This is a genomic window from Saccharopolyspora gregorii (genome assembly GCF_024734405.1).
In the GTDB taxonomy this organism is placed as follows: Bacteria; Actinomycetota; Actinomycetes; order Mycobacteriales; family Pseudonocardiaceae; genus Saccharopolyspora_C; species Saccharopolyspora_C gregorii.
Genome location: NZ_CP059556.1, coordinates 1349542 through 1363017, shown reverse-complemented (window position 1 = coordinate 1363017; position 13476 = coordinate 1349542). Strand labels below are relative to the sequence as shown.

General features: G+C 73.1%; 10 protein-coding genes. 3 read left to right on the top strand and 7 right to left on the bottom strand.

All coding sequences use genetic code 11. The annotated features are described in order from the left end of the window. Nucleotides 1-39 precede the first annotated feature (39 nt). Entirely contained in the window at nucleotides 40-1263 is a 1224-nt protein-coding gene (locus H1226_RS05905) for an anhydro-N-acetylmuramic acid kinase (RefSeq protein WP_258347738.1), read from the top strand. Further along, nucleotides 1260-2771, top strand: a complete 1512-nt coding sequence (locus H1226_RS05900) for a sodium:solute symporter (RefSeq protein ID WP_258347736.1) — start codon at nucleotides 1260-1262, stop codon at nucleotides 2769-2771. The genes H1226_RS05905 and H1226_RS05900 overlap by 4 nt, the downstream gene beginning before the upstream one ends. A gap of 137 nt (nucleotides 2772-2908) precedes the next feature. Here the strand turns inward: H1226_RS05900 and H1226_RS05895 are convergent, their stop codons facing one another. The 4 genes from H1226_RS05895 to H1226_RS05880 form a co-directional block, all read right to left on the bottom strand. Then, entirely contained in the window at nucleotides 2909-3772 is an 864-nt protein-coding gene (locus H1226_RS05895; RefSeq protein WP_258347734.1) for a peptidase associated/transthyretin-like domain-containing protein, read from the bottom strand. Nucleotides 3773-3874: 102 nt separating this feature from the next. Continuing rightward, nucleotides 3875-7699 carry a chromosome segregation protein SMC gene (smc, locus tag H1226_RS05890; protein ID WP_258347733.1) on the bottom strand — a complete coding sequence of 1275 codons (3825 nt, stop codon included), beginning with the start codon at nucleotides 7697-7699 and terminating at the stop codon, nucleotides 3875-3877. Nucleotides 7700-7802: 103 nt separating this feature from the next. Continuing rightward, complete coding sequence (locus H1226_RS05885; protein WP_258347731.1) at nucleotides 7803-8117, bottom strand: acylphosphatase; 315 nt, start codon at nucleotides 8115-8117, stop codon at nucleotides 7803-7805. Between the two features lie 534 nt (nucleotides 8118-8651). Beyond that, nucleotides 8652-9026 (bottom strand): hypothetical protein, encoded by a 375-nt coding sequence (locus H1226_RS05880; RefSeq protein ID WP_258347729.1) that lies wholly within the window; start codon nucleotides 9024-9026, stop codon nucleotides 8652-8654. 236 nt (nucleotides 9027-9262) lie between these two features. On the opposite strand from H1226_RS05880, the gene H1226_RS05875 reads away from it, so the two are divergent. Beyond that, a complete protein-coding gene (locus tag H1226_RS05875) occupies nucleotides 9263-10153 on the top strand; it encodes an NBR1-Ig-like domain-containing protein (RefSeq protein ID WP_258347728.1) in 891 nt (296 codons plus the stop codon). Between the two features lie 334 nt (nucleotides 10154-10487). On the opposite strand, the gene H1226_RS05870 is transcribed toward H1226_RS05875, so the two are convergent. From H1226_RS05870 to H1226_RS05860, 3 genes are all read right to left on the bottom strand, one after another. After that, nucleotides 10488-11117, bottom strand: a complete 630-nt coding sequence (locus tag H1226_RS05870) for a nucleoside/nucleotide kinase family protein (RefSeq protein ID WP_258347727.1) — start codon at nucleotides 11115-11117, stop codon at nucleotides 10488-10490. After that, nucleotides 11114-12481, bottom strand: a complete 1368-nt coding sequence (locus H1226_RS05865; protein ID WP_258347725.1) for a sugar porter family MFS transporter — start codon at nucleotides 12479-12481, stop codon at nucleotides 11114-11116. Before H1226_RS05865 ends, H1226_RS05870 begins: the two co-directional genes overlap by 4 nt. Before the next feature lie 189 nt (nucleotides 12482-12670). Next, the gene (locus H1226_RS05860) at nucleotides 12671-13474 is read right to left on the bottom strand and encodes an ESX secretion-associated protein EspG (protein ID WP_224958789.1); all 804 of its coding nucleotides are present in this window, start codon (nucleotides 13472-13474) and stop codon (nucleotides 12671-12673) included. Nucleotides 13475-13476 lie beyond the last annotated feature (2 nt).

The window sequence follows — 13476 nt, the reverse complement described above, 5'->3', positions numbered from 1 at the left end:
CGCTTGCGTCCCCCAGCTCGGTGCAATACACCACTGAGCATGTCCTCATGGCGAGTCCTCGGCCTGCTCTCCGGCACATCGATGGACGGCATCGACGTCGCCGCCGCCGAGCTGAGCACCGCGGGCGACGGGGTCGTCGAACTGCGGCCGCTCGGGTTCGCCGAGGTCCCCTACCCGCCCGCGCTGCGCGAACGGCTGCAGGCCGCGCTGCCACCGGCGGCCGTGGACGCGCGGGAGTTCTGCGTGCTCGACACCGAGGTCGGCCGCGCCTTCGCCGCCGCCGCCCGGCACGGCCTCGCCGAGTTCGGCGGCGCCGACCTGATCTCCTCGCTCGGCCAGACGCTCTACCACTGGGTGGAGGACGGGCGGGCCCGCGGCACCACCCAGCTCGGCCGGGCCGCGTGGATCGCCGAAGCCACCGGGTTGCCGGTGATCGCCGACCTGCGCGCCCGCGACGTCGCCGCGGGCGGGCACGGCGCGCCGCTCGCCGGGGTGCTCGACGCGCTGTGGCTCGCCGACCGGCCGGGGCCGGTCATCGCGCTCAACATCGGCGGCATCGCCAACATCACCGTCGTCGGCGGCCCCGAACCGCTCGCCTACGACACCGGGCCCGGCAACGCGCTGCTCGACGCCGCGGCGGCCCGCGTCACCGGCGGTGCGGCCGGCAGCGACGTCGACGGACGGCTCGCCGCCGCGGGGCGGGTGCGGCCGGAGCTCCTCGAACGGCTGCTCGCCGACGGCTACTACCGGGCGGAGCCGCCGAAGTCGACCGGCAAGGAGCACTTCAACGCCGCCTACCTCGACGAGGTCCTGCACGGCACCGACCTCGACGGCGCCGACCTCGACGGCACCGAACCGGGCGGGCCCGACCTGCTCGCCACGCTCACCGAGCTCACCGCCGCCACCGTCGCCGACGCCTGCCACCGCCACCGCGCGCGCGAAGTCGTCGCCTCCGGCGGCGGGGTGCGCAACCCGGCGCTGCTGGCCGCGCTACGGCGCAGGCTCGGCACCGGGGTGGACCTGCACGTCAGCGACGACCTCGGGTTGCCCGCCGCGGGCAAGGAGGGTTACCTCGCGGCGCTGCTGGGCTGGCTGACCTGGAACGGGCTGCCCGGCAACGTGCCCGGCACGACCGGCGCCGACGGCCCCCGGCTGCTCGGCTCGCTCACCCCCGGAACCGGACCGCTGCGCCTGCCCGAACCCGCGGCCGGACCGGTGCGGAGCCTGCGCATCACCCACCCCACGACACTGGAGGCCGAATGAGGTCGATCGATCTCATCGTGATCGGGCTGTACCTGGTCGCGATGCCGCTGCTGGGCCTGCTGCTCAGCGGCAGGCAGCGCAGCTCGCAGGAGTACTTCGTCGGCAGCCGGACCCTGCCGTGGTGGGCGGTATGCTTCTCCGTCGTCGCCACCGAGACCTCGACGCTGACCGTGATCAGCGTGCCGACGGTCGCCTACCTCGGCACCTTCACCTACCTCCAGCTGGCCATCGGGTACCTGATCGGCCGCGTCGTGGTGGCGTTCGTGCTGCTGCCCAAGTACTACGCCGGGAACCTGGTCAGCGCCTACGAATTCCTCGGGCAGCGGTTCGGCTCCGGGTTGCAGGGCACCGCGTCGGTGACCTTCCTGATCACCCGGCTGCTCGCGGACGGGCTGCGGCTGTTCGCCACCGCGATCCCGGTGAAGGTGATGCTGGAGGTGTTCGGCCTCAGCGTCTCCTACTGGCAGATCGTGCTCGCGCTGTCGGTGCTGACCGTGATCTACACCTACCTCGGCGGGATCAAGGCCGTCGTGTGGGTCGACGCGATCCAGATGTTCGTCTACGTGGCCGGTGCGGTGCTGGCCGCGGTGGTGCTCGCGGGCGAGCTGCCCGGGGACTGGGTCTCGACCGCCTGGGAAGCCGGCAAGTTCCAGCTGTTCGACTTCGGGTCGTCCATCGTCACCGAGCAGTACGCGTTCTTCACCGCGGTGATCGGCGGCGCCGTGTTCGCGATGGCCTCGCACGGCGCCGACCAGCTGATGGTGCAGCGGCTGCTGTCCTGCCGGAACCTGCGGGACAGCCAGCTCGCCCTGATCACCAGCGGGGTCGTGGTGGCGGTGCAGTTCGCGCTGTTCCTGTTCATCGGCACCCAGCTGTGGTCCTTCTACCAGGGGGCCGATCCCGCGTCGTTGGGCATGGGCAGCGACGACGAGCTGTTCCCCCGGTTCATCGTGACCGAGCTGCCGCCCGGCGTGTCCGGGCTGCTGATCGCCGGCATCCTCGCCGCGGCGATGAGCACCCTGTCGTCCTCGCTGAACTCGCTGTCCACCTCCACCGTCAGCGACCTGTACCGGCGGATCGGGGGCAGCGGAGCGGACGATTCGAGCGTGCTGCGGCTCGGCAAGGTGTGGACGCTGATCTGGGCGCTGGTGTTCGTGGTGTTCGCGTCCCTGTTCAGCAGCACCGACAACCCCGTCGTGGAGATCGGGCTGAGCATCGCCAGCTACACCTACGGCGCGCTGCTCGGCGCCTTCCTGCTGGGGCTGCTGGTGAAGCGGGCGCGGCAGAGCGACGCGATCATCGCCTTCGTGGCGACGCTGGTCGTGGTGCTCGTGCTGGCGTTCGGCGTGACGTTCCCGGACGGCGAGGGCGGCGAGGCGTCGCTGGCGTTCCCGTGGTTCACGCCCGTCGGGGTGATCGTCACGCTGCTGGTCGGCGGCCTGCTGTCGCTGCGGCACCCGGCGCCGCCCGAAGCGGAGAAGGTGGCGGCCACCGCCGACTCCGCCTGAAACCGCAGGTGAACGGCCCGCTCGCGGTGCGGGTGAGCCGTTCACCGCCGGTCGTCCTGCGCAATGCTCGCTGTTATTAGTGGCTGAAGCGTGATCAACGATCATCGCTGATCGTCGGACCGGGATCCCGGTGCTGGTCAGGCGCCGTCCTGGTCGGAGTCGGCGGAGAGCACGATCGACGCCAGGTAGCCGTCGTCCTCCGGCACCACCTTCAGCAGCATCGAGTCCTCGAAGATGTTGTCCCCGTCGTTGAACGTGTCCCGCCCGGTGTGCTCGCTGTACGGGGCCCGCGCGAACACCGCCGAGTTCAGCTGCTCGTCGAACATGAGCTGGCTGGTCAGCACCCGCTCGTTGCTGACGTGCACCATCACGTGGACGTGCACCGTGCGGCCGGTGTACCAGCCGGGCCAGATGGTGGTGAACTCGACGACGCCGTCGGCGTTGCTGACCTGGGCGCCGCGCAGGTAGCGCTTGTCGTCGGTGGGCACCAGGTCCTGGTCCCCGCCGCCGCCACCGGGTCCGCCACCGCCCGGCTTCTCGCCGTCCTCCGGCGGCGGTCCCGGCGGCATGCCCCCGCCGCCGCCGGAGGACTGGGACTCGGCGCCCGAGTACAGCCCGGCCGCGTCGCAGTGCCAGATCTCCACGACCGCGTTCGGCAGCGCCGCGCAGGTCTCGCTGTCCTGCACCTTGAGCGCCAGCCGCAGCCGCACGCCCTGCCGGTCCTCCCGGATGTCGCTGCGGACCTTGTCCGCGTCGAAGTAGTACGGCCCCTGCGTGGTGTCCGGGGTGAGCGTGCAGGTGTTCACGCCGGAGAACAGGTCCGACGCGTCGGTGGCGGTCTGCGGGGTGAGTGCCTGGCTCTCCCCGGTGGAAGTGGTGACGGTGGTGCTGCCGCCCGCCTGCGAGCCGCAGGCCGCCAACAGCGTGCCCAAGCCGATCGAGCCGACGCCGGCGAACATCGATCGCCTGCTGACCCGCTGCCCTTCGTGGTGGTCCGACATGCCGCCCTCTTTCGCAGTCTCGTTCGCGGAACGAGTTCGAAGTTAGAGCGGCGAGCTGCGAGGAGGCTGGGAACCGGCTGCGAGATCACCGGGCGTGCGGGGTCAGCTCCCGGCGGAGTCCTCGGGTGCGGCGGCGTCCTGCTCGGGAGCCGGGTCCTGCTGCGCCGGATCTTCCTGCGCCGGATCTTCCTGCGCTCCAGCCGGAGCCGCGTCCTGCGCTCCAGCGGGAGCCGCGTCCTGCGCTCCAGCGGCGGCCGGGTCCTCCTGCGCCGACGTGGGCGCCGCGTCCGCGGGCACCGCCCCGTCGGCCACCGCCTCCGGCGCGGGCCCCTCGCCGGACTTCCCGGCCTTCCCGCCGCGCAGCCGCTGCGAGATGACCGTGGTGATCCCGTCCCCGCGCATGCTCACGCCGTAGAGCGCGTCGGCGATCTCCATCGTCGGCTTCTGGTGCGTGATGATGAGCAGCTGCGAGGTGCTGCGCAGCTGGTCCAGCAGGATGATCAGCCGCCGCAGGTTCGTGTCGTCCAGCGCGGCCTCGACCTCGTCGAGCACGTAGAACGGCGACGGGCGCGCCCGGAAGATCGACACCAGCATGGCGACCGCCGTCAGCGACTTCTCCCCGCCGGACAGCAGCGACAGCCGCTTGACCTTCTTGCCGGGCGGCCGCGCTTCCACCTCGATGCCGGTGGTGAGCATGTCGTCCGGGTCGGTGAGCACCAGCTTTCCGTCGCCGCCGGGGAACAGCACCGAGAACACCTTCTCGAACTCGGCGGCGACGTCGTGGAACGCGGACTGGAAGACCTCCAGGATCTTCTCGTCGACTTCCTTCACGACGTCCAGCAGGTCGCGGCGGGTGGACTTGATGTCCTCCAGCTGCGTGGACAGGAAGCGGTAGCGCTCCTCCAGTGCCGCGTACTCCTCCAGCGCCAGCGGGTTGACCTTGCCCAGCAGCGACAGGTCCTTCTCGGCGCGCTTGGCGCGGCGTTCCTGGGTCGCGCGGTCGTAGGGCACCGACGGCGGCATGGTGACCTCTTCGCCGCGCTCCTTCGCCGCCTCGTACTCGGCGACCTCGGCGGGGCTCGGCGGGACCGGGACGGTGGGGCCGTACTCCTCGGCGAGGTCGTCGAGGCCGATACCGAAATCTTCGATGATCTTCGATTCGAGCTGTTCGATCCGCAGCCGCTGCTCGGCGCGCACCACCTCGTCGCGGTGGACCGCGTCGGTGAGCTTCTCCAGCTCGCCGCTGAGCTCCCGCACCCGCGCGCGCACCGCGCCCAGCGCCTGCTCGTGCTCGCTCTGCAACGCCTGCGCGGTGTCGCGCTCCTCGGTGGCCGCCCGCAGCGACACCGCGATCCGTTCCAGCGCGGCTTCGGCACCGTCCACGACGGCCTTCGCGACGCGGGCGCCGCGCTCCCTGGCCTGGCGGGCCGCTTCGGCGCGGGCGCGGGCCTCGCGCTCCTGCCGGGCGGCGCGGCGCAGCTGGTCGGCGCGGCCCTGCACGGCGCGGGCGCGTTCCTCCGCGGTGCGCTGGCCGAGGCGGGCGTCCATCTCCTCCTGGCGCAGGGTGCCGAGCTCGCCGCCGAGCCGGTCGCGCAGCTCCGTGTCCGGTTCGGCCTGCTCCTCCTGCTCGTCCTTGACCGCGGCGAGGCGCTCCTCCAGCTCCGCCAGCGAGGCCAGCGCCTGCTCGCGGGACTGCTCGACCTTGGCGCGCTGCTGGCGGACCCGCTCCACCTCGGCCGCCGCGGACTGGGCGGCCTTGCGGAGGCTGGAGACGCGTTCGGAGCTGCGGGCCGCGGCGACCTTCGCCTCGTTGATCTGCTCCTGCACGGCGCGGACCTCGTCGCGGCGGGATTCCTCCTCGGCGCGGGCGCCCTCCAGCGCCGCCGAGTGCTGCTCCTGGCGGCGCTGCGCGGCGGCCAGCTCCTGCTCCGCTTCGGCGACGGCGGCCTGCACCTCGATGACGCTCTGCCCGTCGTCGGAGCCGCCGGTGGCCCAGTGCCCGCCGAGCACGTCGCCGTCGCGGGTCACCGCCCGCACTTCCGGGTACCGCCGCACCAGGTCGCGGGCGGCGGGCAGGTCGTCGACCACGGCCATCCGATCCAGCGCCGTGGTCACCGCCGCGCGCAGCCCGTCCGGGGCGCGCACCAGGTCCACCGCCCAGGCCGCCCCCACGGGCAGCTGCGGCCAGCCGGTGCGGTCCGGTTCGGCCGTGCCGCCGACGAGCACCCCGGCCTTGCCCGCGGCGTCGGACTTGAGCAGTTCCAGGGCGCGCACCGCATCGTCCACCCCGGACACGGCCACGGCGTCCGCGACGGCGCCGAGCGCCGCGGCCAGCGCCGCTTCCGCACCGGTGTCCACGGTCAGCAGCGCCGCCACCGAACCGAGCAGGCCCGGCACCTTCTCCCCCGCGCCGAGCAGCGCGCCCGCGCCGTCCTTGCGGTTCAGGCCCATCGACAGCGCCTCGACCCTGGCCTGCCAGGACGCGATCTCGCGTTCGGCGGCGCGTTCGGCCTTGACCAGCTCTTCCACCCGGGAGCGAGCGGCGTCCCGGGCCGCGGCCGCGTTCGCCTGGCGCTCCGGAAGCCCCGCATCATCGGACTCCTGGCCGCCGCTCTCCGCTTCGGCGTCGGCGAACGCGGTCTCCGCGACCTCGGCGCGCTCCTGGGATTCGGCGAGCGAGACGTTCAGCCGCTCCAGCTCGTCGGAGGTGGCGCTCGCCTTGCTGCGCATCGACTCGACCTGGCCGGAGAGCCGGGCGACGCCTTCGCGGCGGTCGGCGATGGCGCGGACCGCGGCCATGTGCTCGCGCTCGGCCTCCTTGAGCCGGTCCTCCAACTCGGCGCGGCGGCGCACCACCTCGGCGAGGACCTCGCGGGCCGTCTCGACCTCCTCGCGGAGCTCGATCTCCTGCTCGGCGGCCTCTTCGGCTTCGGCGTCGAGCTGGTCGGGATCGCGGCCGGTGCGCTGCTCGGTGTTCTGCGCGGTGAGGTGCTTGTGCCGTTCCGCGGCGAGCCGCAGCGTGCCGTGCAGCCGCTCCTCCAGCGCGGACAGCCGGTACCAGGTGTCCTGGGCGCGGTGGAGCCGCGGCGCGTCGGCGGCGACCTTCTCCTCCAGCCCCTTCTCCTCGGACTGGGCGAACTGGAGGCCGCGCTCGACCTCGGCGCGCTTGGCCTTCGCCTCCTCCTGGTCGGCCTGGTCGCGGGCCAGCTCGGCGCGGGAGGACAGCAGATCGTCGGCGATGAGCCGCAGCCGGGCGTCGCGCAGGTCGGCCTGCACGGTCTGCGCCTTGCGGGCGATCTCGGCCTGCTTGCCGAGCGGCTTGAGCTGGCGGCGCAGCTCCCCGGTGAGGTCGGTGAGCCGGGTCAGGTTGGCCTGCATCGCGTCGAGCTTGCGGAGCGCCTTCTCCTTGCGCTTGCGGTGCTTGAGCACGCCCGCGGCCTCTTCGACGAGCCTGCGGTGCTCGTCCGGCTTGGCCTGCAGGATGGAGGCGAGCTGGCCTTGGCCGACGATGACGTGCATCTCGCGGCCGATGCCGGAGTCCGACAGCAGCTCCTGCACGTCCATCAGGCGGCAGCTGTTGCCGTTGATCTCGTACTCGCTGGCGCCGTCCCGGTACATCCGGCGCGTGATCGACACCTCGGTGTACTCGATGGGCAGCGCGCCGTCGGAGTTGTCGATGGTGAGCGTGACCTCAGCGCGGCCCAGCGGCGCGCGGCCGGAGGTGCCGGCGAAGATGACGTCCTCCATCTTGCCGCCGCGCAGGTCCTTGGCGCCCTGCTCGCCCATCACCCAGCGCAGCGCGTCCAGCACGTTCGACTTGCCGGAGCCGTTGGGCCCGACCACGCAGGTGATGCCCGGTTCGAAGCGCAGCGTGGTGGCCGAGGCGAAGGACTTGAACCCCTTGAGCGTCAGGCTCTTCAAGTGCACGGCTGCGATCGACCTTTCCGCGAGTGCTGCCTGCGTGCGGCGTTCGGCAGAGCCTACCCGCCGCGATGTTCACCACCGGCGGAACCGGGCCGGGCGGGGCGGGTCAGCGTTCGACGAAGCCCGAGCGGTCGCCCTTCGGCTCGGACCACTGCTCGGCGACGTGCTCGACCTCGCCGGGGGTCCCGCCGGAGCGCAGCGCCGCCAGCAGCCGCTCGCAGGCGTCCCGCGGGCCTTCGGCGACCACTTCGACGCGGCGGGCGGGCAGGTTCGTGGCGCTGCCGACCAGGCCGAGTTCGAGGGCGCGGGCCCGGGTCCACCAGCGGAACCCGACGCCGTGCACGTGGCCGTGCACCCAAGCCGTCAGCCGGGCCTGCTCGGTGGTCGCGGAGGTGTCGTCGAGATCGCTCACACCTCGCATGATGCCCGCCGCGCGGGGCCGAGCCGACCGCACCCCGCACGCTCCGCGACCGCACGTCACCCGAAGGTGTGCCCACGGTGGATTCTCGCGGGGAACCACCAGCGCACGGCCCGGATGATCGACTGCGAGCGCGGAACCCGGCCCGAACGGGGCTTGCCCAGGCGGCTACCGTGTCGCGAGATCCACGCGCTACGTCCGGAACGTCGACTTCCGCCCGAACCGGACGCCGCCGGTAGCAGCGGTACGGGTGCGCCGGCCCGTGCCGTCGGGACTGAACGAGTGGGACACGATGGACCCTTTAGCACCTGACCCCGCCGCGCAGGCCGGGGAACCGACCGGGACGCGGTCGCGAAGACTCGCCCTGTGGGCGACGACCGGAGTGGTCGTGGCCACCGGTTTCGCCGCCTCCGCGGCCGTCGTCGTCGGTGACCAGCAGCGCGAAGCCGCCGAGCAGTTCCCCGCGGTCTCGCCGAGCGGGACGACGCTGCTGACCACCACGGGCTACCCGGGGGTGCCGCGGCCGGTGGGACCACCTCAGCTGGCACCGCCCCCGCCGCCGGGCACCTCCCCCGCCGACACCGCGTCGAGCGAGGTGGAGGAGACCGGCGAGACCTCCGCGAGCACCTCGCAGCCGCCGGACGACGGTTCCGCACCGCCGCCACCGCCGCGCCCGACCTGGGTTCCGCCGGACACCGGCACCCCGAAGCCGCCGCCTCCGCCGCCACCGACCACGTCGGAGCCGGAGCCGCCGCCCACCACGACGAGCCCGCCGACGTCTCCGCCGGACACCTCGGAGCCCACGACGCAACCGCCGACGGAGTCCAGCGGCTCCTCCGGTCCGTCCGCCTCGCGCACCGAGGAACCGACCACCCGCAGCAGCTCCGCGGAGGAGCCGACGACCTCGGCCACCTCCTCGGCGGACGTGACCGGCTGACCGGTCCCGGCCGTTCGGGCGGGGCGGTTGCACCGTTCGCCCGGCATCGGCGGTCGAACGGTGCATTCCCGCGCACTGCGGCGGAAGGCGTCGGCCGGGCCGTGCTAGACACGGAGTTCACGTCCCCGAACGCGCCGCGCCGACCGCTCCGGCCGGGCGAGCCGCACGCGGCTGCTCGCGCGCATGAACCCACCTCCACGAGGCACCCACGATGAGCGAATCAGAGGCGACCCCCGCTGCCGGTGGCAAGCGGGGGCGCAAGCAGCTGCGTCCCGACCCGGCCGACGGCCCGGTCGCCGCGTTCGCCTACCGGTTGTGCGAGCTCAAGGAATCCGCAGGCGACCCGTCGTACGACCGGATGCGCGCCGATTTCGGGGCCGCCGCGTCGAAGTCGGCGCTGTCCTCGGCCGCGCGTGGGCAGGACCTGCCGTCCTGGGAGACGACGTGGGAGTACGTGCGCAGCCTCGCGGTCGGCGCGCTCGGGCAGGACGCCGAGACGGTCCGCCGCGAGTGGTCCCGCCGCTGGGAGCACGCCCGCTCCGCCGCGGAGCAGCCGTCCGCGGCGGAACCCGAACCCGCGGTGCGGCGCGACCCTCCCGCCACCGAACCCGACCCGGAGTCCGGGCCCGACCGGGCGCGCCGCCGCGGCTGGATCCTGGCCGGCACCGGCGCCGCGGTGGTGCTGGTGGCCGCCGCGCTCGGCTGGTACCTGCTGTCCGGCCCGGAGCGCCCCATCCCGGGCGACGCGTCGGTGATGCTGGGCGAAACGGTGCCGGACGAGACGCCGATCCCGGCGGGGACGAGCTTCGTGAAGTCCTGGGACATCAAGAACGTGGGCCGCGTGCCCTGGACCGGGCGTTACCTGGAGCAGACCGGCGAGCGGATCGGAGACGCCGAGTGCACCGCGCCGCAGCGCGTGTGGATCCGGGACACCCCGGCCGGCGAGCAGGTGCGGATCACCGTTCCGGTCGTGGCCGGGGAGAAGACCGGCCAGTGCAAGATCGCCTGGAAGATGGTCGACGAGAACGGCGACCTGTTCTTCCCCGATCAGGCGCTGCGCCCGGTGTTCTTCGACATCCGCGTGACACCGGGCTCCGCCTGAGCAATTCCGGAGGGGGTGCCTCCGCCCGCGATTCCGGGACGAAGGCACCCGCCGTCCGCATTCCCCAGGGGTTGGTCTCGGATTCCCCATGTCCGCGCCTCTCCCGGTGGTTCGAGTGATCGCCGCAGACGTACCGGTCGCGGAATTCCGCGGCCGGTTCCCCACGTGCGGCGATCGCTCCGGCAGCCTGCGGGCGATCCCCCAGGAGGTCGTCCGCCGCTGCCGTGCCGACTACGTTGCCAGCCGCTGCGGGCCGCGTCGAGCGATCATTGGCCGCGACCGCCGGGAGCAATGTCCGCGCAGGTAGGCGAATTGTCCACGGGACAAAACAGGCTCACGCCGGGTCGCCGGTGACGAGCAGATCGGCCCGCGCCCGGGTGGGTGACACGAGGTCGGCGTTGCGCTCGTCGCTGCGCAGCACCCAGTCCCGCGCCTCCGCCGGGGAACGGCCGTAGCGGACGTGCCGGGCGATGAGCCGGGAAAGGCGTTCGCCGTCGTCCGGGGCGAGGAACCACGATTCGTCGAGCAGTTCCCGGACCCCGTCCCACGGTGGTGAGTCCAGCAGCAGGTAATTGCCTTCGGTGATCACCAGCGGCGTTTCCGGGTGGACCGCGATGGAACCCGCGTACGATTCTTCGACCTCGCGGTGGAATTCGGGCGCGTACACCGTTTCGCCGCCTTGGTCCCGGATCCGGCGAAGCAGCGCCACGTACCCGGCGGCGTCGAACGTGTCCGGAGCACCCTTCCGGTCGTGGCGGCCCAGCCTGCGCAGTTCGGCCTCGGCGAGGTGGAAGCCGTCCATCGGCACCAGCACGGCCGCCGGTCCGAGCTCGGCGAGCACCGCGTCGGCGACGGTGCCCTTGCCCGCGCCGGGCGCGCCGGTGATGCCGAGGACGCGCCGGGGGCCGTCCGCGGCGAGCGCGCGGGCGCGGCGGACGAGTTCGTCGAGCGCGACGGTGCTCATGCGCGGGCCTCCCCGCGCAGCGAGGTCTCGATGTCCTCCAGGCTGCGGCCCTTCGTCTCCGGCAACTTCCGGTAGAGGTAGGTGAGGCCGATGATGCCGAGCACTCCGTAGATCCAGAACAGTCCGGTCGCGGTGAACGCGTTGATCAGGGTGAGCACCGAGATGGAGATGACGAAGTCCAGGCCCCAGTGCGTGACGGTCCCGATGCTGGAGGCCTTGCCGCGCACCGCGGTCGGGAACACCTCGCTGTTGATCAACCAGATGGCGAGCCCGAGGCTGGCGGCGAACGCGGCCTCGTAGAGCATCAGCCCGATCGTCAGCAGCGTCCCGAGCCCCTGCACGCTCGGCAGCAGGTACAGCGCGCCGAGCCCGAACAGCACGACGATGACGACGCTCGTGCCGCCGATGAGCAGCGGACGCCTGCCCACCCGGTCGATGAGCAGCAGGGCGATCGCGGTGAACACCATGTTGGTGGCGCCGATGCCCACCGAGGACAGGATCGCCGCGGAGTCACCGAGCCCGGCCTGCTTGAGGATGGTCGGCGCGTAGTAGATGACGGCGTTGACGCCGACGAGCTGGTTGGTGGCGGCGACGGCGACGCCGAGCAGCACCGCCGGGCGCAGCCGCGGGCCGAACAGGTCGCGGTAGGTGAACCGGCGCTCCTCCCGCATCGTCTCGCCGATCTCGGCGAGCTCCGCTTCGGCCTCCTCCGGGGTGCGGGTGCGCAGCAGCGCGGCGCGGGCCTGCTCGGTGCGGCCGCGGGACAGCAGCCAGCGGGGGCTCTCGCCGAGCCCGAGCAGCCCGAACAGCATCAGCAGCGACGGCACGGCGGCCAGCCCGAGCATCCAGCGCCACCCGCCGCCGGCGGCGAACGCGTAGCCGACCAGGTAGGACGCGAAGATCCCGATCGTGATCATGAGCTGGTTCATCGACACCAGGCGGCCGCGCAGCGCGGGCGGCGCGATCTCGGCGATGTAGGTGGGCACCACCAGGGAGCTGGCACCGATGGCGAGGCCCAGCACCACGCGCGCCACGATCAGCACGGTCACGTTCATCGCGAGTGCCGACAGCAGCGCGCCCGCGGTGAACACGGCCGACACCAGCAGCAGGGTGCGCTTGCGGCCGAAGCCGTCGACGACGCGGCCACCACCGAGGGCGCCCGCGATCGCGCCGAGCAGCAGGGAGGCGACGACGACCTCCTGCATGCCGTCGCCGAGCCCGAAGGCGGGGGCGATGTAGAGCAGCGCGGCGGAGATGACGCCGGTGTCGTAGCCGAACAGCAGTCCGCCGAGCGCGGCGATGGTGGCGGCGCCGACGACGGCGCCGCGTCCGGCCCCGGGGGTGGGTGTGGCTGCGGTGCTCATGCTCGGTGCGTCCTCCTGGGTCGATCTTCCGCCGCTCGGCCGACGAGACGCTAGATGACGGCGGTCGTGATGACCAGCGTTGGTGCCGAGCGGGGGTGCGGCAACCGGCGGGGGCCGCTCGGAGGCGGTGCGGGTCCGCGAGCGAGGTCTCCCGGGGCCTGCGGGAGACCTCGGTTCCGGGCGCCCGGCTCAGTCCTCGACGGTCTCCGCGACCAGCTCGCGCACGTACTCCGCGAGCCGCTGGTTGTCGCAGGGCGCGACCGTGCTCCACAACCGGCCGTCGCCGCTGGCCCGCACGCTGTGCAGGTAGCGGCCGTCCGGTGTGTCGTGGAACCCGACGACGCGGTCCGCGCGGCGCGGCGCGGCCGACCGGCTCCGCACGTGCTCCACGCCGAACTGGCCGCGCATGCCCATCCCGTCGGCCATCCGCGCCAGGACCGCGGCGTCGTCGGCCACCACGCCGCGGCCGCGCAGCTCGTCCTCGAACACCCGCAGGTCCTGACCCGCGCGGGCGCTCGCGTCCAGCAGCACGTCGTTCGGCACGCTCACCGGCCGCCCGCCGCCCGGCGGACCGTCCCCGGCGACGGACACGACGGCTTCGGGCAGCGAGCTCCCCCGCACCGGCGTGAACTCGACGACGTCACCGTCGACGACCGTGACCAGTCCCGCGCCGCCGTTCGCCGAGCCCAGCGCCCGGATCGACCGGTCCGGGGCCCAGATCCGCAGGTCGACCGACAGCTGCGGCCGGTCCAGCAGCACCAGCAGGTCCGCGAAGTCCTCGTCCAGGCGGTCCGTGCCGGGTTCGGCGAGCCGCCGCGCCCGCAGATCCGCCCACACCTGCGCGACCAGCCGGGCGCGCTCGGTGTGCGTGGCTCCGGGGCTGGGCACCGTGAGCACCGCGTGCCTGCGCGCCGTCAGCCCTTCCGACTCGCACGCCACGTCGAACTCCAACGCGGACAGCACGATCTGCTCGCCATCGGCTCCGGGACGCACCG